At 72.5% G+C, this 23,936-nt stretch carries 21 protein-coding genes; 13 read left to right on the forward strand and 8 right to left on the reverse strand.

All coding sequences use genetic code 11. The features are described from left to right. Positions 1-14: 14 nt before the first annotated feature. The 3 genes from EV378_RS27520 to EV378_RS27530 are packed head-to-tail and all read left to right on the forward strand — an operon-like array spanning position 15 to position 3,894. Positions 15-851 (forward strand): ABC transporter ATP-binding protein, encoded by an 837-nt coding sequence (locus tag EV378_RS27520; protein ID WP_279389665.1) that lies wholly within the window; start codon positions 15-17, stop codon positions 849-851. After that, positions 848-1,816 carry an ABC transporter substrate-binding protein gene (locus EV378_RS27525; protein ID WP_132430296.1) on the forward strand — a complete coding sequence of 323 codons (969 nt, stop codon included), beginning with the start codon at positions 848-850 and terminating at the stop codon, positions 1,814-1,816. The genes EV378_RS27520 and EV378_RS27525 overlap by 4 nt, the downstream gene beginning before the upstream one ends. Further along, entirely contained in the window at positions 1,813-3,894 is a 2,082-nt protein-coding gene (locus EV378_RS27530) for an iron ABC transporter permease (RefSeq protein ID WP_132430297.1), read from the forward strand. Before EV378_RS27525 ends, EV378_RS27530 begins: the two co-directional genes overlap by 4 nt. Here EV378_RS27530 and EV378_RS27535 read toward each other — a convergent pair. Continuing rightward, positions 3,884-5,533, reverse strand: coding sequence for a choline dehydrogenase (locus EV378_RS27535; protein ID WP_132430298.1), 1,650 nt, complete (start codon positions 5,531-5,533; stop codon positions 3,884-3,886). The two genes, EV378_RS27530 and EV378_RS27535, sit on opposite strands and share 11 nt — an antisense overlap. Before the next feature lie 121 nt (positions 5,534-5,654). On the opposite strand from EV378_RS27535, the gene EV378_RS27540 reads away from it, so the two are divergent. The 6 genes from EV378_RS27540 to EV378_RS27560 all read left to right on the forward strand — a co-directional run bounded on the left by EV378_RS27540 (position 5,655) and on the right by EV378_RS27560 (position 10,207). Further along, the gene (locus tag EV378_RS27540; RefSeq protein WP_132430299.1) at positions 5,655-6,011 is read left to right on the forward strand and encodes a helix-turn-helix domain-containing protein; all 357 of its coding nucleotides are present in this window, start codon (positions 5,655-5,657) and stop codon (positions 6,009-6,011) included. Next, complete coding sequence (locus tag EV378_RS27545) at positions 6,008-6,703, forward strand: DUF1275 family protein (RefSeq protein ID WP_132430300.1); 696 nt, start codon at positions 6,008-6,010, stop codon at positions 6,701-6,703. Before EV378_RS27540 ends, EV378_RS27545 begins: the two co-directional genes overlap by 4 nt. Before the next feature lie 176 nt (positions 6,704-6,879). Beyond that, positions 6,880-7,035 carry a hypothetical protein gene (locus tag EV378_RS35585; RefSeq protein ID WP_165922506.1) on the forward strand — a complete coding sequence of 52 codons (156 nt, stop codon included), beginning with the start codon at positions 6,880-6,882 and terminating at the stop codon, positions 7,033-7,035. A gap of 76 nt (positions 7,036-7,111) precedes the next feature. Beyond that, positions 7,112-7,813: a DUF4253 domain-containing protein gene (locus tag EV378_RS27550; RefSeq protein WP_132430301.1), complete on the forward strand. Its 702-nt coding sequence runs from the start codon at positions 7,112-7,114 to the stop codon at positions 7,811-7,813. A gap of 1 nt (position 7,814) precedes the next feature. Continuing rightward, a complete protein-coding gene (locus EV378_RS27555) occupies positions 7,815-8,855 on the forward strand; it encodes a hypothetical protein (protein ID WP_132430302.1) in 1,041 nt (346 codons plus the stop codon). A gap of 68 nt (positions 8,856-8,923) precedes the next feature. Continuing rightward, positions 8,924-10,207 (forward strand): HNH endonuclease signature motif containing protein, encoded by a 1,284-nt coding sequence (locus tag EV378_RS27560; protein ID WP_132430303.1) that lies wholly within the window; start codon positions 8,924-8,926, stop codon positions 10,205-10,207. A 7-nt stretch (positions 10,208-10,214) separates the two neighbouring features. On the opposite strand, the gene EV378_RS27565 is transcribed toward EV378_RS27560, so the two are convergent. Beyond that, positions 10,215-11,048 (reverse strand): 8-oxoguanine DNA glycosylase OGG fold protein, encoded by an 834-nt coding sequence (locus EV378_RS27565; RefSeq protein WP_132430304.1) that lies wholly within the window; start codon positions 11,046-11,048, stop codon positions 10,215-10,217. Between the two features lie 126 nt (positions 11,049-11,174). Between EV378_RS27565 and EV378_RS27570 the strand changes: the two genes are divergently transcribed. Next, a complete protein-coding gene (locus EV378_RS27570) occupies positions 11,175-12,470 on the forward strand; it encodes an enolase C-terminal domain-like protein (protein WP_132430305.1) in 1,296 nt (431 codons plus the stop codon). 13 nt (positions 12,471-12,483) lie between these two features. On the opposite strand, the gene EV378_RS27575 is transcribed toward EV378_RS27570, so the two are convergent. Then, entirely contained in the window at positions 12,484-14,190 is a 1,707-nt protein-coding gene (locus tag EV378_RS27575) for a DUF6398 domain-containing protein (protein ID WP_132430306.1), read from the reverse strand. 99 nt (positions 14,191-14,289) lie between these two features. On the opposite strand from EV378_RS27575, the gene EV378_RS27580 reads away from it, so the two are divergent. Beyond that, the gene (locus EV378_RS27580) at positions 14,290-17,379 is read left to right on the forward strand and encodes a DEAD/DEAH box helicase (protein WP_132430307.1); all 3,090 of its coding nucleotides are present in this window, start codon (positions 14,290-14,292) and stop codon (positions 17,377-17,379) included. A 12-nt stretch (positions 17,380-17,391) separates the two neighbouring features. Here EV378_RS27580 and EV378_RS27585 read toward each other — a convergent pair whose 3' ends face one another. The 3 genes from EV378_RS27585 to EV378_RS27595 form a co-directional block, all read right to left on the reverse strand. Then, on the reverse strand, positions 17,392-18,084 hold the full coding sequence (locus EV378_RS27585) for a hypothetical protein (RefSeq protein WP_132430308.1): 693 nt from the start codon (positions 18,082-18,084) through the stop codon (positions 17,392-17,394). A 55-nt stretch (positions 18,085-18,139) separates the two neighbouring features. Further along, positions 18,140-19,534, reverse strand: a complete 1,395-nt coding sequence (locus EV378_RS27590) for an MFS transporter (protein ID WP_132430309.1) — start codon at positions 19,532-19,534, stop codon at positions 18,140-18,142. A 78-nt stretch (positions 19,535-19,612) separates the two neighbouring features. Continuing rightward, positions 19,613-20,167: a helix-turn-helix domain-containing protein gene (locus EV378_RS27595; RefSeq protein WP_132430310.1), complete on the reverse strand. Its 555-nt coding sequence runs from the start codon at positions 20,165-20,167 to the stop codon at positions 19,613-19,615. Between the two features lie 43 nt (positions 20,168-20,210). Here EV378_RS27595 and EV378_RS27600 point away from each other — a divergent pair, with 43 nt between their 5' ends. Beyond that, entirely contained in the window at positions 20,211-20,696 is a 486-nt protein-coding gene (locus EV378_RS27600; protein ID WP_243653964.1) for a GNAT family N-acetyltransferase, read from the forward strand. Between the two features lie 104 nt (positions 20,697-20,800). After that, positions 20,801-21,172 (forward strand): hypothetical protein, encoded by a 372-nt coding sequence (locus tag EV378_RS27605; protein ID WP_132430312.1) that lies wholly within the window; start codon positions 20,801-20,803, stop codon positions 21,170-21,172. A 4-nt stretch (positions 21,173-21,176) separates the two neighbouring features. On the opposite strand, the gene EV378_RS27610 is transcribed toward EV378_RS27605, so the two are convergent. Together EV378_RS27610 and EV378_RS27615 are read right to left on the reverse strand one after the other, a co-directional pair. Further along, positions 21,177-21,395: a hypervirulence associated TUDOR domain-containing protein gene (locus tag EV378_RS27610; protein ID WP_132430313.1), complete on the reverse strand. Its 219-nt coding sequence runs from the start codon at positions 21,393-21,395 to the stop codon at positions 21,177-21,179. A 182-nt stretch (positions 21,396-21,577) separates the two neighbouring features. After that, entirely contained in the window at positions 21,578-23,902 is a 2,325-nt protein-coding gene (locus tag EV378_RS27615) for an FAD-dependent oxidoreductase (protein ID WP_132430314.1), read from the reverse strand. Positions 23,903-23,936 lie beyond the last annotated feature (34 nt).

Consider the following 23,936-nt stretch of genomic DNA (forward strand, 5'->3'; position numbering starts at 1 on the left):
ACCCGATCCCGCCCGTGGCGCGTCCCGTCGCGCCCTCGGCGGGGCTCGAGGGCGCTGGCCTGGAACTCGGCTACCGAGACCGCACGGTCGTGCACGACGCGGACGTGCGGCTGGAGCCCGGCCGGGTCACGGCCCTGGTCGGGCCGAACGGCAGCGGCAAGACGACGCTGCTGCGCGCACTGGCCCGGCTGCACCGGCCGTCGTCGGGATCCCTGGAACTCGGTGACGACGACGCGCTGGCCCTGACCTCGCGCGAGTTCGCCCGCCGGGTCACGCTGCTGGCGCAGAGCCGGGAGACGCCGGTCGGGCTGGCCGTGCGCGAGGTCGTCGGGTTCGGCAGGCACCCGCACCGCGGCCGGTGGCGCGGTGCCGACTCCACCGGCGCCGCCGCCGTCGCACGCGCCATGGAACGCACCCGCGTCGAGGCGCTCGCCGACCGCCCCGTCGACGAGCTGTCCGGCGGCCAGCTGCAACGGGTGTGGCTCGCCTGCTGCCTCGCGCAGGAGACGTCCGTGCTGCTGCTGGACGAGCCGACCACGTTCCTCGACCTGCGTTTCCAGGTCGAGATGCTCGACCTCGTCCGCGACCTGGCGGACACCGGCGAGATCGCGATCGGGCTGGTGCTGCACGACCTGGACCAGGCCGCCTGGGTCGCCGACGAGATCGTCCTGCTCGACGAGGGCAGGGTGCGTGCTCGCGGTCCGGCGCACGACGTGCTGACCCCCGCACTGCTCACCGAGGTCTACGGAATCCGGATCGAGGTGGACCGCGACCCGCGCACGGGCGCGCTGCGGACCCGCCCGGTCGGGCGCCACGGGCCTCGCATCCCCGACACCGGAGGTCCTCGATGAGGAGAACCCTGCTCGTCCCGCTCGCGATGCTGGTCGCGCTGCTCGCCGCCTGCGGCACGACCGAACCGTCCGCGCCGGAACCGGGGCAGGCCGCCGCGGGCGGGCCGGTCACGGTCACCGACGCGCGCGGCAAGCAGGTCACGCTGCAGGCGCCGGCCACCCGCGTCGTCGGTCTGGAGTGGAACGTCGTCGAGCACGCCGTCTCGCTCGGGGTGATGCCGGTCGGCGCGGCGGACGTCGAGGGCTACGGGAAGTGGGTGACCGCGGAGCCGCTCGACGCCTCGGTGCGCGACGTCGGTGTCCGCGGCGAGCCGAGCATCGACACGATCGCCTCGCTGCGCCCCGACCTGATCCTGGCCACCGACGAGCTGCCGGGCTCCGCCGTGCAGCAGATGGAGCGGTTCGCACCGGTCGTGTTCGTCAAGGGCGGCGACGCGAAGGACGGCCTCGGGCAGATGCGGCGCAACCTGGACATCGTCGCGACGACGCTCGGCAAGCAGGCCGAGGCGGCGACGTTGCTGTCCGAGATGGACGCGACGATCGAGCGGGGCCGCACCGCGCTGGCCGCCCGCGCCGGGCAGCCGTTCCTGTTCGCGGACGGCTACCTCGAGGGCAGCCAGGTCTCGATCCGCCCGTTCGCGAACGGGTCGATGCTGTCCGACGTCACGACCCGGCTCGGCATGCGCAACGCCTGGACCGAGCCCGGCGACGGCGTGTACGGCCTCGGACAGTCCGATGTGGAGGGGCTGACCAGGGTCGGCGACGCGACGTTCCTCTACATCGCCAACGACCGCGACGGCGGCGACCCGTTCGCGACGGCGCTGGCCGGCAACGCCGTGTGGAAGTCCCTGCCGTTCGTGAAGAGCGGGAACGTGCACCGGCTGCCGGACGGCATCTGGATGTTCGGCGGCCCGACGTCGGTGCAGCGCTACGTCGACGCCGTCGTGGGCACGCTGCGCACGTGACCGACCTGCGGTCGCCGGTCGCCGCCGGAGCACCGACCCGGCCGCTGCGGGTGGCCGCGGTCGTGGTGGGTGCCGTGGCTGCGGTCGCCGCGCTCGCCGCGGTGCACCTCACCCAGGGCACGGCGGACGTCGGCCCGCTCGACCTGGTACGCCTGCTCACGGGAGCCGACGACGAGCAGGCCGCCGCCGTCGTCGTCGCCTCCCGGATCCCGCGGCTGCTGACCGGGCTGCTCGCCGGCGTCGCGCTCGGGATGGCTGGCGCGGCGCTGCAGTCGGTGGCGCGCAACCCGCTCGCCGCCCCGGACACGCTCGGCGTGGACGCGGGGGCATGGGTCGGGCTGGTGATCGCCGGGGTGCTCGGGGTCGCGCTGCCCGCGCCGTTCGCGGGTGCGGTGGCGTTCGTCGGCGGGCTGGCCGCCGCGGCTCTCGTGCTGGCGCTCGCCGGCGGCGCCGGATCCGGGCCGACCCGGCTCGTGCTGGCCGGGTCCGCCGTCGCGCTGGCGCTGTCGTCGTTGACGATCACGCTCCTGCTGCTGTTCCGGGAGGAGACGGTCGGGCTGTACGCGTGGAGCGGCGGCTCGCTCGGCCAGTACACGACGAGCTCGCTGCTCTGGATGGGCCCGATCGTCGGCGTGGGCGCGGTGGCCCTGCTCGCGATCTCCGGAAGGCTCGACGTGCACGGCCTCGGCGACGACGCGTCCGCCGTGCTCGGGCTGAATCCGCAGCGCACGCGGTCGCTGGTGGTGGTGCTCGCGGTGCTGCTCTCGGCCGCGTCGGTGACCGTTGCCGGACCGCTCGGGTTCGTCGGGCTCGCCGCCCCGGCACTGGTCCGCCTGCTCGCGCCGCGGGTGCCCGGCCTGATGCGGCACCGCGCCCTGCTGCCGGTGTCCGCACTGTCCGGTGTGGTCGTCGTGCTCGGGTCGGACATCGTCGTCCGGTACGCACTCGGGTCCCAGGTCGGCGGTGTGGAGGTGCCGACCGGCGTGGTCACGTCGATCGTCGGCGCGGGGTTCCTGGTCGTGCTCGCCGGACGGTTCCGGCGCGCGGGCAGACCACGTCAGGCGCCCGCCGCGCACGGGTCGCGGATGCGCAGCAGGCGCGGCTTCCTCGTCGTGCTCGCCGTCGCCGGTGTCGCGACGGCGAGTGCGGCGTTCGGCGGCCTGCTGCTCGGCGACGCGATGCTGCTCGGCGGGGACCTGGTCAACCGGCTCACCGGCCGGGCGGGGCCGGTCGTGACGTACGTGCTCGACGCCCGGGCGCCGCGCGTGCTGGCCGCGCTCGTCGCCGGCGCGGCGCTGGCCGTCGCGGGCGCGATGCTGCAGGCCGTGTGCCGCAACCCGCTCGCAGAGCCCGGCATCATCGGCGTCACCGGGGGAGCGGGCGTCGGCGCCGTCCTGGTGATCACGTTCGTGCCGACGGCAGGGGCGGCCGCGATCGGCGGTGCGGCGTTCGCCGGTGCCGCCGTCGCGATGCTGATCGTGTTCGGGCTGGCCGTGCGCACCGGGCTGGACTCCGACCGGCTCGTGCTGATCGGTGTCGGTATGTCCTACGGGACGCTCGCGATGATCACGTTCATCATCGTGGTCAGCGACCCGTGGAACATCGCCAAGGCGCTGACCTGGCTGTCCGGTTCGACGTACGGGCGCACGTTCTCCCAGGTCCTGCCCGTGCTGCTGGTGCTGGCTCTGGCCGCGGTGCTGATGCGCGCCGGGCACCGCACGCTCGACCTCGTCGCCGTCGACGAGGACCTGCCCCGGATCGTCGGCGTCCGCACGGACCGTTCGCGGCCGCTGCTGCTCGGGCTGGCCTGCCTGCTCACCGCGGCCGCCGTGTGCGCGGTGGGGGTGATCTCGTTCGTCGGGCTGGTCGCGCCGCATGCCGCGCGGGCGCTCGTCGGGCCGCGTCATTCCCGGGTGCTCCCGGTCGCGGCGCTGCTCGGCGCGTTGCTGGTGTGCGTGGCGGACACGATCGGCCGCACCGTGATCGCGCCGGCGCAGCTGCCCGCCGGCCTGCTCGCGGCGCTGATCGGCACGCCGTACTTCGTCTACCTGCTGTGGCGGTCCCGCGCTACGCGCTGACGTTCAGTGCCTTCTCGGGCGCCAACGGCGTGTTGCCGAGGATCAGGTCCGACGCGCGCTCGGCGATCATCATCGTCGGCGCGTGCGTCGCGCCGTTGGGGCAGAACGGCATCACGGACGCGTCCACGACGCGCAGGCCGTCGACGCCGTGCACGCCCATCGTCGACGGGTCGACGACGGCCATCGCGTCGGTGCCCATCCGGCACGTCGACGTCGGGTGCAGGCCGGTCTGACCGCGCTCGGCGATCCAGCGGATCGCGGCCTCGTCGTCATCGTCGTCGAGCCGTTCGCCGGGATACACCTCACCGGCGTCGAACCCGGCGAACGCGGGCTGGGCCAGCAGGTTCCGCGCGACCCGGAACGCGTCGACCCAGAAGCGGCGGTCGGCCTCGGTGGACAGGAAGTTGAACAGCATCGACGGGTGCCGTGTCGGGTCAGCTGACCGGATCGTGATCTTGCCGCGCGCTTCGAGCCGCATCGCGCCGATGTGCAGCTGGTAGCCGTGCGCCTCGACCGGGCGGTCCTGCTCGAACTGCATCGCCACCGCGGCGAAGCCGAACATCAGGTCCGGGAACGGCTGGTCCGGCGTGGACCTGAGGAACGCGCCCGCCTCGAGCAGGTTCGTGGCTGCGGGTCCACTGTGGTCGAACAGCCACTTCGCGCCGATCGCGGGCCACTGCCGTCGTTCCCGCAGGACGCCGAGCGTGATCGGCTGGGTGCAGCGGTGCTGGACGTGCGCGGCCAGGTGGTCCTGCAGGTCCTCGCCGACGCCCGGCAGCTCGTGCATCGGCCGGACGCCCGCCGCGGTGAGGTCGCCCGGGTTCCCGATGCCGGAGAGCTGCAGCAGTTGCGGCGAGTTGATCGCGCCGCCGGCCAGGACGACCTCCCCGGCCGACACGGTCCGCTCCATGCCGCGCTGCCGGTAGCGCACGCCGACCGCGCGGCCGTCCCGCAGGACGACGCCGGTCACCAGGGCGTGCGTGCGCACCTCCAGGTTCTGGCGGTCGCGCACCGGGTGCACGTAGCTGCGCGCCGCGGACATCCGGCGGCCGCGGCGGATCGTGCGCTCGTACGGCGCGAAGCCCTCGGGCTCCGGGCCGTTCAGGTCGGTGACCAGCGGGTGCCCGGCCTGCACGGCCGCGTCGAAGAACGCGTCCAGCAGCGGCCCGCGCGCCGATCCGCGCTCCACCGGCTGCGGGCCGGAGTACCCGCGCCACGTCTGGCGCAGCCCGCCGTCGCTGGACTCGAGGCGCTTGAAGTACGGCAGGCAGTGCGCGTGGTCCCAGTCCGCGACGCCGCCCTCGGCCGCCCACCGGTCGAAGTCGCGGGGGTTGCCGCGCTGGTAGTTCATCGCGTTGATCGAGCTGCTGCCGCCGAGCACCTTGCCCCGTGGGTGGCTCATCCGGCGCCCGTTCATGAACGGCTCCGGCTCCGAGGTGTAGCACCAGTCGAACGTCGGGTTCCCGACCAGGAACGCGTAGGCCGCGGGCATGTTGATGCGGGGGTCCCAGCGCCGGTCCGACCCGCCCGCCTCCAGCAGGAGCACCCGGTGCGACGGGTCCGCGCTCAGCCGGTTCGCCAGCACGCACCCCGCCGACCCGCCGCCGACGACGATGAAGTCGAAGCGTTCGCTCGCCACGTGTCCCTGCCTCCCGGTCGCCCGCAATAGCTATTGCGGGTAGAAGCGTAACCGGACGTCCCGGGCGCTCGATCGGTGACCCGTGCCAGACTTGAGGTCCCCCGTCCGTGTTGGAGGTTCCGTGGCCCAGCCGCCCGACGACGCCGCCGTCGAGGCCCTGAACGCGCTCGTCGACCAGCTGATGCGCACCCGCGCCGAGCTGGGACAGGCGGTGGAACGAGCGCACGAGCTCGTCGCGTTGCGCAACTCCGGCCATACCTGGGTCGAGATCGTCCGGGCCGAGCAACGGCCGCTGATCATCGAGCGGATCAGCCAGGCGCTCGACGACCTCGGCGTCGCCGGCAGCCGGTTCCGCCGCGAGGAGGCACTGGCGCTGGCCCGTGAGGACGTCAGCATCACCGACATCAGCAAGATGTTCGGCGTGAGCAGGCAGCGCGTGTCCACGCTCGTGCAGGAGCAGGCCGTCCCGCCCGCGTGACGTCCTCCCGGTCCACCGCGATCGTCCTCGCGCTGATGGCGGCGTGCGCCGGCGTCGTCGACCTGTGGGCGGTGACATCGCTCGGCGGCGCGTTCGCGGGTGTGGTGACCGGGAACCTCGTGACCGTCGGGCGTGCGCTGGGGTTGCTGGACGTCCGTGATCTGGTCGCGCCCGCCGTGGCGGTGGTGGGGTTCGCGGTCGGGGTGGGCGTGTGGTCGTTCGCCCGACGCCGTCGCGCGCCGGTCCTCGTCCTGCTCGCCTCGGAACTGGTCCTGCTGGTGGCGCTGGCCGTCGCCTGGCCGCTCGACGCGCCGGCGCCGGTGCTGCTCGCGGTGGCTTCGATCGCGATGGGCGGGCAGAGCAGCATCGCCCTCGACCTGGGGGAGTCGACCACCTACCTGACGGGAACGCTCACCGGGGCCGTCGCCGCACTCGTCGTCGACGGGAGGGGGCGGTGGAGTGCGGTGCGCCAGCTCGGCGCGCTCGTCCTCGGTGCGACGACGGCGGCGGCGCTGCTCGGGACCGTGCCGTGGGCGGTTCCGCTCCTCGCTGCGGTCCCGCTGGCCGCGGCCGTGCTCGTGCGGGTGCTAGGGGAGAAGCGTCAGGATCACCAGGAACGCGACGGCGACGATCGCGGAACCGGCGACGGCACCGAGGAGGGTCCAGAGGAGGGCGAGGCGCTCCGGACCTGACGTCTCGACGTTCTGGGGTGCGGGGGCGATCTCGGGCTCGGCGATCTCGGCTTCGGCGACGCGCTGAGTGGGGATGAGGGCGGCGAGATCCACCGCCGGTGCGGGGAGCACGTTGTCGGGCATGTACCCGACTCGCTCCGTCCACGTCGGACGTTACGTCGACGACGGCGGCCCGCGTGCCGGTGCGCCCCTGGAACGAGCGGGTCGCGAAGGGCGGAGAGGGGCGGTCCGGTTCCGACCCGCGGTGCGCCGAGCCGTACCGGGACGAGCAGGTCCGGCAACGCTTCGACGCCGAGGTTCGCGAGCTGGTGGCGCCCGCCGGGGCGGCGTGACGGCCGATTTCCGCGGCGCCCGGTTCCCGATCGACGATCTTCGGAACCGAATCGGCGCGGATTCCGTCCAAGCGGCATGACACAGACGACCACCGACCACGACGAGGTCGATCCCGCCCGCTACGGGCCCCTGCTCCGCGACGCCCGTCGGACCGGCCGATGCCCGGTGCTGCTCGGTTCCGGCGCCCTGGAGATGGCGGGAGTCCTCGAGCAGCCGGACGACGTGATCGCCGCCATCGACCGTACGGACGCGGAGGAGGTCCTGGCCGGGTGGTGGCCGGGATCGGCGTGCCTGCCGGAGTGTCCCTGCGGCGAGCGACTTCCGGCCGAGCTGCCGCCGGACCCGCTCGGGGACACCTACCCCGACCTGTCCCGCAGCCCGGAGACGTTGGACGACGCCGTCGACCTCCTCGGTGAGCCGGGTCCACTGGCGACACTCACCGTGGTCGACGCCACGCGGCCGGCCGACACGCCTGCGGTCCTCGGGTGGGCCGGTTTCTGCAACTACCACCCGTACCAGGACCACGTCCGGCTCAGCGCTGTCCTGCGCCGGTGGGAGGACCGGTACGGCGCCCTGCTCGTGCACATCGACCGCTCCCGGCTGCACCTCTCCGTCGCGCATCCGCCCACGACCGACGCCGCCTGCCGCCGCGTCGCCGCCGAGCACTTCGCGTTCTGCCCGGACCAGCAGGACCCGCAGAACGGCGACTTCTTCACGCTGAGCCGGTACGCCGAGATGCTGCGCGGCACCCGGTCCTGGCACTTCTGGTGGGACTGACGTGACCATCTACGGGCACGACCCGGCCACCTCGGCGATCGTCGCGGTCTGGTCGACCGGCGACGGCGCCGTCGCCCAGAAGGTGGCGCGGGTGCCGCCGTCGTGGGCGCCCGAGCAGGCGCGACAGACCGCAGGCGCGCTCTCCGTCCTGTCCGCCCGCCTGTGGCTGGCGTACGCGGAGGAGGAGGTCGACGAGATCCCGCTCCGGCAGCTCCCTGAGGCGGTACGACGACCGTTCCTCCCGATCGGATCCCTGGTGCAGCACGAGGACGACGGTCGTCTGGAGGCGGCGCACGAGATCGGCCGCCTGGTGGCCCGGGCGCCCGGTCGCGCGTTCCGGGAGGCGATCGTCCGCGACGTGACCGCGGAGGTGGAGGCCGTCCGTGCCGCCGACGGCGGTGACCTGGGTGGACGAGCGCAGCAGGCGGTCGAGCATCCACGGCCGCAGGCGCAGGACGAACAGATCGCCGTGGCCCATGCGCTGCTGCTCGACGAGCCGCTCGGTCCGGCGGAGCTACACACGACGGTGGAGCCGACGGCGGCGGGCATCGCCGCGCTGCGCTGGCTGCGGGCCGCGAGCACGGTGACCGCCGGAGTCGTCGGGCACGCTCCCGCGGACGTCATCGCGCTGGCCGAGGCGATCGAGCACGAGGACCTGGGAGTTGCCAGGAGCGCGTTGGCGATGGCCTCCGGCAACAGCGACGCCGACGTCGTGTGGGATCTGTTGCACGAGGCCGTGCTGGCCGGGCGCGGACGGCTCCTGTTCTGCCCGGACCGATACGGCCCGCCGCCCGTCGAGGCGGACGAGCACGGGCACCGCCTGATCGTGACCGTCCTCGACCCTCGCGAGCCCGGTCGCAGCCTGGTCAGCGGACTGGTCCGTGGCATCCAGGGGTGCTTCCGGGTCTACGTCGACGAGATCTCGACCCGGGACGGGCCCGACACGGATCCGCTCCTGGTGTGGTCGAAGCGATCGGCCGAGCTGTGGTCCCGGTACTGCGACGAGGTGCGGGAGACGGCCCGGTCCCTTGGCTCGGGCTGACCGCGTCCCGGCTACTCCATTCGACGTCAACGGCTTGATTCGAACGTATGTTCCTGTAGAATAAATGCATGTCCTCCGGTCCGGTCGCTGACGCGTACCGTCTGCTCGTCGAGGCGGTCGACGCGCTGGAGGCTGCTGCCGGTGCGGGCGCGGTGGATGCTGATCTGCTTGCGGTGCTGCCGCTGTGCCGTGGCGTGCAGCGGCGCCTGGACCGGATCAGTGTGGCGGCGGCGTCCAGGTTGGACCGGCGGGGCACCTTCGCCGAGCGCGGGTACCGCAACCCGACTGCGGCGGTGATGGATCTGCTGGGTTGTGACCGTGGCGATGCCCGCCGGATCACCTGCGCCGCAGAGCATGTCCACCCACGAACGGGCCTGGACGGGGCCGAGCTCCCGGAAGCGCTGCCGGCGACCGCCGAGCGGTTCGCTGCGGGCGCGATCGGGCTCGAGCACGTGCACGTGATCGCGGCGGTGCTGAACTCGGGAGCCGCGCGTCGGATCGATCCGGCGAGGCTGGCCGGGGCGGAGCGCACGATCGCCGAGCACGCGTGCCTGTACACCCCGAACGAGCTGCGCACCTGGGCCACCCGCCTGGTCGAGGCGCTCGACCAGGACGGCCCGGAACCCGACGACCACCCGACACCTCAGGTCAACGAGCTCACGATCACCGCCAACCGGTCCGGTTCGGGTGGTCGGCTCTCCGGCCGGTTCGACGACGCCGCACTGTTCGAGGCGATCACCACCGCCGTCGACGCCCTCGCCGCACCACGGGACGGCCTCGACCAGCGCTCACCCGCGGAACGCCAGGCCGAAGCACTGGCGGACGTGTGCTCCCACGCACTGCAGCACGCCCCGTTACCGGAGACCGGTGGGCGGCGCCCGGTGATCAGCGTCCTGATCACCCTCAAGGATCTGCAGGACCGGGCCCGCGCCGCCGTCCTCGACGTCGCCGGCGCCGTCACCCCGGAATCCCTGCGGATGCTGGCCTGCGACGCGGGGATCGTGCCGGTCGTGATGAACGGTGCCGGTCAGCCTCTGGATGTCGGGCGGATCCGGCGCACGATCCCGGACGGGTTGCGGCGGGCGGTGACCGCACGGGACCGGGGCTGCGCGCATCCGGGCTGTGACCGGCCGCCGAGCTGGTGCGAGATCCACCACGTCATCCCGTGGGAACACGGTGGCGAGACCACGCTCGGGAATCTGGTGATGCTGTGCAAGATGCATCACCGACAGATCCACCACGCCGACTGGCTGGTCCGCATCCGCGACGGACTACCGGAGTTCGTCCCTCCACGATGGATCGACCCGCAACAACGACCACGCCGACAACCCGCGCTCGTCGATGTCGCCTGACGGTCGGTCACCCGGCGTCGTCGGCCGGACCCTCCTCGTCGAGGAGCCGGCGGAGCTCGTCGATGTGCGGCTCCCACTCCTCGGTCGAGTCGGACTCGAGCTCGCCGACGAGCAGGCGCAGGCGCGCGAGCAGGGAGGTGATCTCAGCCCTCGGCGACTGCAGCGTCTCCGGCGGCTCCCACTCCGAGTCGAAGATCAGCTGTTCGACGTCGTCCGCCCGCACGGGGATCTGGTCCGCGGCACCGCTGAGCTCGTCGGCCCAACCGTGCATCAGCTCGACGTACCGTCGGTAGTCCGCCAGGTTCCATCCCGACGTCGTCGGCTGGAACGAGGTGTTCATGGCGAGCCACTGCGCCACGACGCCGTCCAGGACGGGGGCGATCGCCGTGTCGACCCCCGCGGCCAGGCTGCAGAAGTAGAGGTACTTCGTCCCGAAGGCCACGCCGAGGTACGTGAGCCCCGGGTCGGACGCCGCGGTGAACGCCGCGCCCCAGTCGCCGGTCCTCGCCAGGCGGGCCACCTCGAGCAGTCGCGCGTCCGCCCCCGGGTTCTCCTCGAGGATCTTCCTCGTCCGGTAGGCGCCATAGCCGACGGTTCCGTATCCCCAGATCATCGACGCGATGAACGCGCGGACCGCGTCGTCGTCGGTCTCGATCGACCCGGCGTAGTGCGCGACATCGGGCCGGCTGATGTACGGCTCCCTGTGCACGAGAACGTTCGCGGAGAACTGCTTCTCCCAGGTGGCCCGTCGCCACCTGACGGGTTCCTGCGTCGGACGACCGTTCTCGACCCATCTGCCGAAGGTGACCCGCAAGGCGGGCGGTACCGGGATGTCGGTCATGCCCGACCCTAAGTAGCAGGCGTGGTCACCACGATGGGATTCACTGGACCGTGTGATCCGCTCCACGCAGGATCGGACACGACCAGGAGCACGAGAACGCCATCGACACCAGTAACGAGGAGTGGCATGGGTGCCGTGATCACCGGCGTCGAGACCGTCGACCTGCGTTTTCCGACGTCACGCGAGCTCGACGGGTCGGACGCGATGAACGAGGCGCCGGACTACTCGGCGGCCTACGTCGTCCTGCGCACCGAGGGCGACACCCCGGACGGGCACGGGTTCACGTTCACGATCGGGCGCGGCAACGAGCTGGCGGTGCAGGCGGCCGAGCTCGTCGGAGCCCGCGCCGTCGGGATGGACGTGGACGAGGTCGTCGGCGATCTCGGCGCGTTCGCCCGCCACCTCGACGGCGACTCGCAGCTGCGCTGGCTCGGTCCGCACAAGGGGGCGATCCACCTCGGCACGGCGGCCGTCGTCAACGCGGCGTGGGACCTGGCCGGCAAGCGGGCCGGGAAGCCGGTGTGGAAGCTGTTGTCGGACATGGCGCCGGCGCAGATCGTCGATCTCGTGGACTGGCGCTACCTGCGCGACGCGCTCACCCCGGATGCCGCCCGCGCGATGCTGGAACGTGCCGAACCTGGGCGGGCCGAACGTGAGCAGACGCTGCGGGACAACGGGTATCCGGCCTACACGACGAGCGCCGGCTGGCTCGGCTACGACGACGTGAAGCTCGCCCGTCTCTGCCGGGAGGCCGTCGACGCGGGCTGGGACTCGATCAAGATCAAGGTCGGTGCGGACGTCGACGACGACGTGCGCCGCTGCCGGATCGTGCGCGACACGATCGGCCCCGGCCGGCGGTTGATGATCGACGCGAACCAGACGCTCGGCGTCGACGAGGCCGTTGCGTGGTGGGAACGGCTCCGGGAGTTCGACGTCTGGTGGTTCGAGGAGCCGACCAGTCCCGACGACGTGCTGGGGCACGCGGCCATCGCCCGACGGATCGCGCCCACGCACGTCGCGACCGGGGAGCACGGCCACAACGCGGTGATGTTCAAGCAGTTCCTGACTTCCGGCGGGATGGGGATCTGCCAGCTCGACGCCTGCCGGCTCGGCGGCGTGAACGAGGCCGTCGCCGTGCTGCTCCTCGCTGCCGCGCGGGGCGTCCCGGTCTGCCCGCACGCCGGTGGGGTGGGGCTGTGCGAGCTGGTGCAGCACCTGTCGATGTTCGACTACGTCGCGGTCTCCGGGAGCGCCGAGGACCGGATGGTCGAGTACGTCGACCACCTGCACGAGCACTTCGTCGACCCGGTCCGGATGAACGGGTCGTTCTATCTGCCGCCCACCGCACCCGGGTACTCGTCGGAGATCCGGCCGGAGACGCTGCGCGACTTCGCCTGGCCGCACGGCAGCTCGTGGGCGTGACGGGCGGAGCCGGTCACTCCGTTCCGCGATACCGGTCGCGGAGCTCGACGATCTCCCGGCGGCGACGGGAGACGAGCAGGTCGGGCGCACCCAGGTTCATCTCGCCGAACTGGTCGTGCGGGTCCACCCCGACGGCCGCCAGCATGGCTCCGGCCCGCTGCGAGACACTCTGAGGGGCACCGAAGTGGGCGGTCATGTCCTTGACCTGCAGATCCGGTGAGTGGAACAGGTCGTTCGCCTTCCCGATCACCCAGACGAGGGCTGCGGCCGTCGTCCCGGCACGTGCGCGCCGTCGGAAGATCCGCGGATCGCCGACGGCGACCCTGCCGAGGAACCGGCGACAGGCCGTCCGGTATTCCACGTCGAGCCGCTCGTCACAGAACCGGTCCACCAGGCCGGCCACCTCGTCGACCGCGCCCTGGACGTCCGTCGGGATCGAAGAACGGTCGAGCGGTTCGTCCGGCAGCGGCTCGGTGCCGAGCCCGTCCAGCGCGCCCTCACCGACCGCCCGGACCGCCCGGGTGCGCACGATCTCGGCGACTGAGACCGGGCCGTCGTCGAACGGCAGCCCGACGACGGCTCGGAACTCCGGCTCGAACTGGTCGACGGCCGCGACGGTCTCCTCGGTGAGCTCGGAACGGATACCGCGTTCCCGGTGGCAGAAGCGGACGAACCGGCGCACGAGATCGGGTGCACCCGCCAGGAACCCGGGATCGGCCACGATCGTGCGCGGGATCCAGTCCAGCAGCAGGACCTCGACGACCACCGGACTCCAACGCAGCGGATCACCCGGCCCGGACTCCGTCCCGAACGACAGCAGCATCTCCAGCAGATCCTGCGTGCCGGCGTCGTCGTGGCCGGCGCCGAACGGTGACGCGAAGAAGCGGTCGGCGAGCGAGGCCAGCGCGGTCTCGTCCCACTCGGGCCGCTCCCGGCCCGGACCACCGGCGGGCAGCCCGCGCACCGCCCAGTCGACCAGCGGGCGGCACGCCGGCCACGACTCGGTCTCCAGCGGCGGATAGGTCATCGCTCCCAGCTCGACGGCCTCCTCGATCCGCGACCGTGCGAGAGCCGGGTCGACGTCGGCCCACGTCGTGTCGGGCTCGTGTTCGGCGAGCTCCCGCATGTGGCCGACCACGGCGTCGAGCGGCTCCGGCAGGACGAACGCGTCCTTGACCAGCGTGCCCATGTTGTGGTCGATGTAGACGACGACCGTGAGGTGCGCGTCCGGGACGAGCGCGACCTCGATCATGAGGTTGTCGCCGTCGCCGAGCACGTGTCGCATCTCGACGACACGGCCGGTCGAGGCCCGGTGCAGCTCGGTCAGCCACACGGGGAGCGGGTGCCCGCGGCCCTCGATCTCGGTGCGGACCCGTCGTCGCAGGAGGTCGTCACCGGTCAGCTCGGCGACCGCCACCAGAAGGGCGGACGTCTCGACCTCCTGCACGTCGAGGAAGCTCTCGACGAGATCCGCTCGCGTCGGGAGCTCGGGAGACCCGGGCTCGTCGAGTGGGTGCCGCGGGCGGTCGAGCGCGCTCAACAAGGAGCTCACCATTGCCAGCAGGGACAGCGGCTCACCGTCGTCGAGCGCGACCGCGACCTCGGTCAGCAGCGTGGGCTGCTCGGGACCGGGCGCCCGGCCGGAACCGTGTGACGGGCGCCGGGAGCCGTGTGACCTCGTCGAGCCACGCCGCGGGGAGCGGGGAGGTCGCTTGCTCACGCAGGCAGGGTAGAGGTCACGTCCAGCAGGGCCTGAGGCCGTTCGTGCGGTGCCGCCCGCCGCCCAGAAGTGTCGGTGCTGATCGTTACGCTCCGCGCCGTGACCGAACCGCTCCGTGCGGGCGTCCACGAACGCCTGCACACGGCACGCCTCGACGACGAGCTCGCCCGCGTCGCCGGCGATCTCCGGCCGCGCTGGGACGGCGTCGCCGACGCGACCCAGCCCGAGGTGCTGTCGCGCCACATCGCCTCCGTCGTCCGGCGAGCGCTCGCCGCGCACGCCGACCCTGCGGACCGCGTCGCGCTGGTGAACCGGCTGGTGGAGGTCGTGGAGAACGCCGCGGACGAGCGGCTACACGCCGAACTGCAGCAGCTCGTCGCACTGACCAGGGAGATCGCTCCGGGCGTCCACCGTCTGGAGCGCCCGCTGACGCCGCTCTCGGACGCGGCGCTGCTCACGAACGCCGCAGGCGAGCCGACGCTGCACGTCTCCCTGCGATCGGAGCTCACCTCGGCCGACCGCGTGGATCTGTTGTGCGCGTTCATCCGCTGGCACGGCATCCGGCTGCTGGAGACCGAGCTGGCGATGCTGCACGACCGCGGCGTCGACTTCCGTGTCATCACGACGACCTACATGGGGGCCACGGAGCAGCGCGCGGTCGACGATCTCGTCCGCCGCTACGGCGCGCGGATGAAGATCAGTTACGCGACCGCGACGACCCGCCTGCACGCCAAGGCATGGTTGTTCCGCCGCGAATCAGGGTTCGACACCGCGTTCGTCGGCAGCTCGAACCTGTCGAAGTCGGCCCTTGTCGACGGCCTGGAATGGAACGTGCGGCTGTCCTCTGTCGCGACGCCGGACCTGATCCGCAAGTTCATCACCACGTTCGACACCTACTGGGCCGCACCGGACTTCGTGTCCTACGACCCGGAGATCCCGGCCGACTCGGAACGTCTGGCCGAGGCACTGGGCAGCCAGCAGACCGGCGCGCCACCGACACTCACCGGCCTGGAGGTGCGCCCCTACCCGCACCAGGCGCAGATCCTGGAGGCACTGGCGGCGGAACGCGAGGTGCACGACCGGCACCGCAACCTCGTCGTCGCGGCCACCGGTACGGGCAAGACGGTCGTCGCCGCGCTCGACTACCGGCGGCTGGCCGAGACGCTGCCGCGGGCCCGGCTGCTGTTCGTCGCGCACCGCAAGGAGATCCTCGACCAGTCCCGGAGGACCTACCGCGGCGTCCTCGCCGACGGCGCGTTCGGCGAGACCTACGTCGGAGGTGACCGCCCGCACCGCTGGAGCCATGTGTTCGCGAGCGTCCAGTCGCTGGCTGCCTACGGGGTGGAGAACATCCCGCCGGACCACTTCGACGTCGTGGTCGTCGACGAGTTCCACCACGCCGAGGCGGCGACGTACCGGCGCCTGCTCGACCATCTGCAGCCGGTCGAACTGCTGGGCCTGACGGCGACGCCGGAACGGACCGACGGTGTCGACGTCCGGGACCGGTTCGGTGGGCGCAGCGCGTACGAGCTGCGCCTGTGGGATGCGCTGTCGGCCGACCTGCTCGTGCCGTTCCACTACTTCGGGATCTCCGACGACGTCGATCTCTCCGGCGTCGAGTGGAAGCGCGGCAGCTACGACACGACGGTGCTGGACGGCCTCTACACCGGCAACGACGCGCGGGCCGCGAAGATCATTCGGGAGACGCGCGACAAGGTCGCCGACGTCGGACGCATGCGGGCGCTCGGGTTCTGCGTGTCGGTCGCGCACGCCGAGTACATGGCCGCCGTCTTCACGCGCGCCGGCATCCCCAGCGAGGCGGTGTCCGGCCGGACGGCGGCCGAGGACCGCGACGGCGCGTTACGACGTCTCCGTGAGCGCGAGGTGAACTGCCTGTTCGCCGTCGACGTCTTCAACGAGGGCCTGGACGTGCCACAGGTCGATACGGTTCTCCTGCTGCGCCCCACACAGAGCGCGACGGTGTTCCTGCAGCAGCTCGGCCGGGGTCTGCGCCGCGCCGAGGGCAAGGCCGTGCTCACGGTTCTGGACTTCATCGGGCAGCACCGGCGGGAGTTCCGGTTCGACCTGCGCTACCGGGCCCTCACCGGCAGCAGCCGTCGCGGGGTGGAACGTGATGTCGAGCAGGGTTTCCCGTTCCTGCCGTCCGGCTCGGCGATGGTGCTCGACCCGGTCGCGCAACGGATCGTGCTGGACAACGTCCGGAGCCGGCTACGGCTGACCCGCCGGGATCTTGTAGCCGACGTTCGTTCACACGGAACGTCCGCGCTCGGTGCCTACCTCGACGAGTCCGGCAGTGAGCTGTCCGATGTGTACCGGAACAGGGGGTCCTGGACGTCGGTGCGACGGGAGGCGGGGATCGCCGTCCCGCCGGAGGGGCCGGACGAGACCACGCTGCTGCGGCGACTGAAGAACCTCACCCACGTCGACGACCCGGAACGGGCCGACCTCTACGCGCGGCTCGCCGATCCGGTCGGGCCGGCCTACGCCGAGCTGGCCGAACGCGACCAGCGGCTGGCCCGCATGCTGTTCTTCCAGCTGTGGCCCGATCTCGGCGGGTTCGACGGCTACCAGGCCGGTTTCGACCACCTGCGTCGCCACCCGGCCGTCTGCGCGGAGATCGGTGAGCTCACCCGGTACACGCTCGACCAGGCCCGGCACCTGCCGCAGTCACTCGGCGAAGGGCTGCAGCACCTGCCGCTGCGCAGCCACGCCCACTACCGGCGCGAGGAGATCCTCGCCGGCCTGGACTGGGCGTCGCTGCACCGGAAGGCCTACGGACACGCCGGGGGCGTCGCCTGGGCGCCCGAGACCGGCGTCGACGCGCTGCTGGTCAACCTGCACAAGACCGAGCGGGACTTCTCGCCGACGACGATGTACCGCGACTTCGCGCTCGCACCGGACCTGTTCCACTGGGAGTCGCAGAACGCCACGTCGACGACGTCCGAGACCGGCCGTCGCTACCTGAACCACGGCGCGCAGGGCAGCCACGTCGTGCTGTTCGTGCGTGACACCCCTGGTGACGACATGGGTGACGGAGCGCCGTTCCTGTGCCTGGGGGCCTGCGAGTACGTGTCCCACCACGGCGAGAAGCCGATCGCGATCACCTGGAAGCTGCGCAGGGACATGCCGGGCGAGGTCTACCGTGCGGCCGGTGTGGTGGCGTCCTGACCCGGAGCGCGGTCAGGCCTCGATCTGCCCCGCGATGCGGCGTTCGATCTGCGCCTGCATCGGGGCCGGGAGGTCGATCAGCCCCACGAGCTCGCGTTGCGCCTTCTTGTAGGCGTTCTGGCGCTCCTGGGGCGTGGCGCCGCTGTCCATGGCCAGCTTCAGGAGGCTCTGGGCGCGCGCCAGGTGCTCCTGCTCGTCGCTCGTGAACCCGCCGCGCCTGCGGCGCCTCGCCTCGGACTCGGCGATGTCGAACGCGGTGACGTAGGCGTGCACCGCCTCGCGGTAGTCGGTCTGCGCCTTGCGGTCCCCGACGAGTGTCTCCGGATCCGACGGCCGGAGCAGCTCCGCGCGGCTGCGCGCCCGGTGGAAGTCGGCGGTCAACGGCTCGCGCATGTCGGTCATCAGCGGGAAGTCGAGCAGCGTGATCGGATCGATCTCGTAGGCGAACCACCGCGCGTCGATCTGTTGATGTTCGCTGACGGTCTTGTCGATCTGGCGCCGTTGTGCCGCCTCGTCGGATTGGTCCTGGGCTTTCGCCTGCGCCACCGCGATCTTCGTCTGCTGCTTCAGGCGGTACCGCTCCTGACGTCGGTCGATGCGGCGCTCGTTGGCACGACCGACCGCCTTCACCGCGCCGCCGATGGTTCCTCCGAAAACGAAGACCAACCACCAGTAATGCGCGAGGAAATCGAACAACGGCTGCACGGCACAATGATGCCACCGTTCGTCGGGTCGTTCGCCCGTCGACGCCGACGGGCGGTCAGTGCGCTGAGGCGGGAGTCGGAGTCCGCCCGAGCAGCAGTAGCGCCGTCCCGAGCAGCGGCAGCACCAGCAGTACGAGCAGCGCCTGCGCGATGCCGATCACCGTGGCCAGCCCGCCGACCACGGCCGCCCCGATGCCGGCACCGGTCAGGAACGCCAGCGTCGCCACGCCGATCGCCCCGCCCCTGCGCTCCGGCTCGACCGCCTCGCCCACCGCCGCGATCATCGCCGGCTGGCCGGTGCCGAACGCGGCCGTCACGAGCAGCACCGCCACACCGAGGACCCACGCCGAGCCGAGCGCGACGCCACCTGCGGCGACGACGAGCCCGGTCGCGGTCGTGATGCAGGCGGCGAGGATCGTGCGCCGGGGCCCGATCCGGCCCAGCAGCGCGGCGGCCATGTACGGCGAGACCAGGCCGAGCGCGGCCGCGGGGACGAGCACCAGACCGGTGGTGAGCGGGGACCAGCCGAGCTCGGCGAGCGTGAGCGGGATGCCGAGCAGCAGCGCGAACCAGCTCGCCGGGATCGCCGACGCGCACAGCGCGCTGCGCACGACGCCGGCGTTCGTCACGACCGCTCTCGGCAGGAAGCCCTCCGGGCGTGCCCGCACCCAAGCCGCCACGGCCGGTGCGCCCGTCGCGAGCAGCACGGCTCCGACGACGGCGGCGACCACGCCCGTCGACGGCGACTGGATCAGGAGGACCAGCCCGCTCGCGGCCACGGCCACCAGCAGTGCGCCGGGCACGTCGAGGCGCGCCCCGTCCCCCGGTACGGCCGAGCGCCGCCACAGGTACGGGACCGCGAGCAGGGCCACGGCAGGCAGCGCGACGGCCGCACGCCAGCCGCCGACGGCTTCCAGGGCGCCGCCGATCAGCGGACCGAGCGCGGACAGCGTCGCCGACGTGCCCGCGAGCCGGCCCAGAGCCGCTCCCCGGCGCGGCCCGTCGAGGCGGGCGGAGAGCAGGGCGGACGCGAGCACCGGCACGGACGCCGCGCCGACGCCCTGCACGACGCGCGCGACGAGCAGCACGGTCAGGTTCGGCGCGGCGGCCGCGCCGAGCGCGCCGACGACCATCAGCACCGCGCCCCCGCACAGCGGCGCCCGGATGCCGACGATGTCGGCGAGCCGTCCGTGCAGCGGCGTCGCCACCGCGAGCGCGACGGCGTACGCGCTGACCACCCAGGTCGCGGCCGCCGTGGACACGCCGAGCTGGTCGGCGAGCTGGGGGAGCGCCACCGTGACGCCGGAGGTGCTGGTGCCGGCGAGGCCGAACAGCAGGCCGAGCACGATGGCGAGCACCGCCGTCGGCGCCGGGTCCCGCGGCGCGGCGGTGACCGTGGTGCCGTGCTCCGTGCCGGTGTGGTCCGGGCCGGCCTGGTCCGGGCGGCTCATGTCGATCGTCCGGAATGAGTCGTCACTACCGACACAAGGCGCCCGTCCCCGCTGCCATTCCACGATCGGGCGTCGTCCTCACCGCGACCGGGTGAGCGCGACGAGGTACCGGCAGGCCGTCGTGCCCGGGTTGACGTAGGCGCACGGCTGCGGCGGTCCCAGTTCGAGGCAGTCCCCGGCGTCGAGCTCGTGCGTCTGCTCGCCCTCGCGGAAGCGCAGGTGCCCGTCCAGCACCCAGATCTGGTGGTGCACGAACGCGTAGGTGTCGGCCGGGAACGCGACCTCCGCGCCGGGCGGGAGGTCGACCTCGACCAGCTCCAGCGGGCCTCCGGTCGTCGGGGACACCGCGCGGCGGCGGTAGCCGGTGGCGGGGTCGGTCCAGACGGGCGCGTCGACGGCGCGGCGGACCCGGCCCGCCGGCTGCTCGGCGCGTGCCACGAGCTGGGACAACGTCATCCCGAGCGCGCCGGACAGCCGGCCCAGCAACGCGGCCGTCGGCGCGGCCTCACCACGTTCGATCTTGCCGATCATCGCCCGGGAGACGCCGGACGAACGGGCGAGATCGGTCGGTGAGAGGCCGAGCTCCGCGCGTCGGGCCGCGACGACCTGCGCCAGCGCGTCGGTGAGCTCCATGGGCGCCACTATAGTGGCGAATGCTGCTAACGTAGTGGCGGTGCTGATCCGACACGCCACCGCGGAGGACGGCGCGGCCTGCGCCGCGATCTACCGGCCGTACGTCACCGACACCGTGATCACGTTCGAGGACGTCCCGCCGACCGCGCCGGAGATGGCCGAGCGGATCTCCGCGGCCAACCGTGCGCACGCCTGGCTGGTCGCCGAGGACGGTGGCGACGTCGTCGGCTACGCGTACGGCGGGACGTGGAAGTCCCGCGCGGCCTACCGTTTCGCGTGCGAGGTCAGCATCTACCTGGCCACCGGACGGCGGCGGACCGGCGCCGGGCGGGCGCTCTACGACGAGCTGTTCGCGGTGCTCGCCGGACGCGGCTTCGTGATCGCCGTGGCCGGCATGACACTGCCCAACGACGCCAGCGTCGGTCTGCACCGGGCGGTGGGTTTCGAGGACGTCGGCACGCACCGCGCGGTCGGCTGGAAGCACGACGCGTGGCACGACGTCGCGTGGGCCCAGCGCCGGATCGCGTAGTTCCCCGGATCCGCCCGGGATGTCACGTTCGCGAGGCTGATCGCGATGTGGTCGAGGACGGCAGGCGATCGGCGCCGGAGAGCCGTCACGGAGCGGAGGCGGCAATGCGGGCGTGGGTCGTGACGGCGGCGGTACTGGCGTTCCTGCACGCGGGCGTCAGCCTGCTCGGCGCGGTCGGCATGGGGCTGACGGCCGACAACGCCGAACCGATGTCGACGAGCGAGGCGCTCGGCGTCGCGGGAGCGGTCGCTCTGATGGCGGTCGCGACCGGCGTCTGCGCGATCCTGGCGCTGACCGGGCGGCCCCGGCCGCTGCTCGCCGCCGCCGTCGTCTCGCTGGTGATCTCCGCGTACGTCGCGTTCCGGGTGGCGTCGAACCCCGGTGGCTACCAGCTTCCGCTGATCTTCGCGGTGCTGCCGGTCGCCGTCCTGGTCGCGCTCGTCGTCGGGTTCACCCGCCGGCCCGTCCCGGCGTGACGCGTCAGGCCTTCTCCAGCTCGCTGTGCAGCTTGAGCACGGTCTGCCCGTCGGACTGCTCGAGCACGTAGGCCGGGTTGTCCTCGGTCCCGTTGCGGCTCTGCTCCGACCCGTTGATCGTCCGCTCGATCCGGTCGGTGGCCGAGTCGACGACCGTGGCCTCCGGCCGGCCGTTGCCCCAGTTCCAGGCGACCTTCGTGCCCTTCGCGAACTTCTGCGTCATGGACGCCGGATACCCGCGCCGCGGCCGTCGAACCTCACCGGTCGTGCAACGGTGGCCGGGGCCCGGTGATCGGCGGAACCGGTCGGATCGCGCCACTGGTGTCGCCCTGGTGCCACTTCCGCCGATCATGACCCGGAGCGGGCGCAGGCGGTGCCGGCGGACGACGCCGAGCTCGCCGTCGATCAGTCGGTCGGCGGGTTCGCCCCTCCCGGCGGGTCGGCCTCCGGGGCACCGAACCCGTAGACGTCCCACAGCTGGCCGAAGAAGAACCGCCCGAAGCGGAACAGGGCCTCGAACCCGCCGGGGCCGGTCGTCCGGAACGTCGTCAGCTGGACCATCAGGTCGGCCCACGTGATGCGCAGGACCCCCTCGCCGACGAGCGGTTCGCCTGCGTCGCCGTCCTCGACGGGCAGCGCGTCCGGGAACGTCCCGTCCAGCAGCCGCGTGAACAGGGTCGTCGTGTCCCGCCAGGTGTCCGGTCCCGGGTCGTCCCGAATCTCCTTGTGGCCGACCAGCGTGCGGTGGTTCTGGTCGTTGTCGGTGAACAGGAGCCGGTACAGCATCCGGCGCGAGCTCGCGTCCGCCCCGGGCACGAACAGGTTGAACGACGACCCCTCTCCGATCGTGCGGGACCACCCGAGCGTCCTGGACCCGACCCAGCCCTCCACGGTCGCGCGGTGTCCCGGTTCGCTGACGAACGTCAGGACGTCCTCGACGGTGATCGTGAGATGGACGGCCACGTCGATCTCGCGCGTCCCCTCGTCCGTCTCGAGCGTGACGTGCCCGCGCATCTCCTCGGTGAACGAGAGCCCGGTGGGCGGCGTGGATCCGTGGACCGGCCTGCCGGGAGGTGTGGACACCTGCGGCGGAAGGTCGGAGAGGATCCCGTCGGCCACCCGGTCGGCGAACGCGGCGATCGTCAGCGACGGGTTCGTCCCGACCGGTCCGGGCATCGCGGCACCGTCGGCGACGTAGAGGTGCGGATGGCCGAAGACCTGGCCGTGGTCGTCGCATACACCGGTGGTGCGGTGGTGACCCATCGGCGCGCCGCCGAGAGGGTGCACGCTCACCACCCGTCGGAGGTGCGAGAGCGGGTTCTCCCGCAGCTCGGTGCCGAGCTCGCGGGCGATGTCGCCCATCCCGTCCAGTACCCCGTCGAAGTACGGCGTGCTCGTCTCCGTCGTCCAGTCGACCGCAAGACGGTTGCCGTCCAGCCTCATCACGCCGTCCGGCACGTCGCGACCCATGCCCAGCAGCGGCAACGACCCCGCCGAGACCGAGCCGCCCCCGACCAGGTCGGCCAGCTCGTCGGAGATCCGGGGGTCCTCGTGCCGGGTGAACCGGCGGACCAGCCAGTTGCCCGCGAACCGGGCCGTCCTGGCCGTCTGCGCCGGTCCAAGGGCCTCGATCATCCAGTTCACGAACGCGGGGAACCCGCCGTCCTCCACGACGAAGTCGCGCCCGTGCCGGCCGCGACCCTCCATCACGCTCGTGATCACCGGGCCGCTGCTGGCGTCGAAGATCCGCTCCGTCGTCCCGGGCATGAGGAACGCCAGCAGGTCGCCGTTGCCGGAGAAGCGGCTGCCCAGCGCCGGGCTCAGCCAGGGGAGCCCGTCCTTGCTGCGCAGCAGCAGGTAGGTGGTGCCGTACGCCCCCGCGCCGAGCACCACCCGGTTCGCGACGACCCGGTGTTCGTCCGGAGGCGCCTGCGGGTCGTCCGGACGGTGCCGGCGGTAGCGCACCTCGTAGCGCTCTCCGACGGCGGCGATGCCGGTGACCTCGCAGAGCGTCCGCAGATCCGCCCCGTGGTGCTTGGCCGCGGACAGGTACGTGTGGTCGAGGCTGTTCTTCGCGCCCTCGTTGCACCCGATGTCGCAGCTGCCGCCGAGATCGCAGGTGCGGCGCGGCCTGCCGTGCAGGTTCGGGTACTCCGCATCGTCCAGGATCAGGCCCGGTTCCGGGACGGTGCCGCGCCGTGGCGCGAACGAGACGGCGAGCGGAGCCCGCGTCCACGGGCGACCGAGCCCCGTCGCGGCCTCCCGCATCGCCCTGGTCTTGGGCGTGCGGGCGTACGGGTAGCGCGTGACACCGAGCATCGCCTCGACGGCGTCGTAGTGCGGGTCGAGGTCCGCGCGCGTGACCGGCCACGACTCGTAGCCGCCGTCGGGCAGCGGGTCCTCGCGCACGAACGACTTCTCGGACTTGCGCAGCATGACGTTGGCGTAGATCAGTGACCCGCCGCCGAGGCCACTGGAGACGATCGACTCCAGGCCGTCGAAGCTCCAGACGTCGAACATGCCGTAGTTGCCGTCGTCCGGGTTCCAGAACGCGGTGCTCATCTCGCGCGGGGAGCGCGGGAACGATCCCGGCGGGTACGCCTTCCCCCGTTCCAGGACGACCACCTCCCGCCCGGCCTCGGCCAGGCGGTAGGCGGTCACGGCGCCGCCGAACCCGGAACCGATGACGACGACGTCGACGTGCTCGTCGCCGGTGGGGGATGTGGTCACGCTCGCCTCCTTCGTCGAGGCCCGGCGACGCCGG

The organism is Pseudonocardia endophytica, assembly GCF_004339565.1.
GTDB classification, from domain to species: Bacteria; Actinomycetota; Actinomycetes; order Mycobacteriales; family Pseudonocardiaceae; genus Pseudonocardia; species Pseudonocardia endophytica.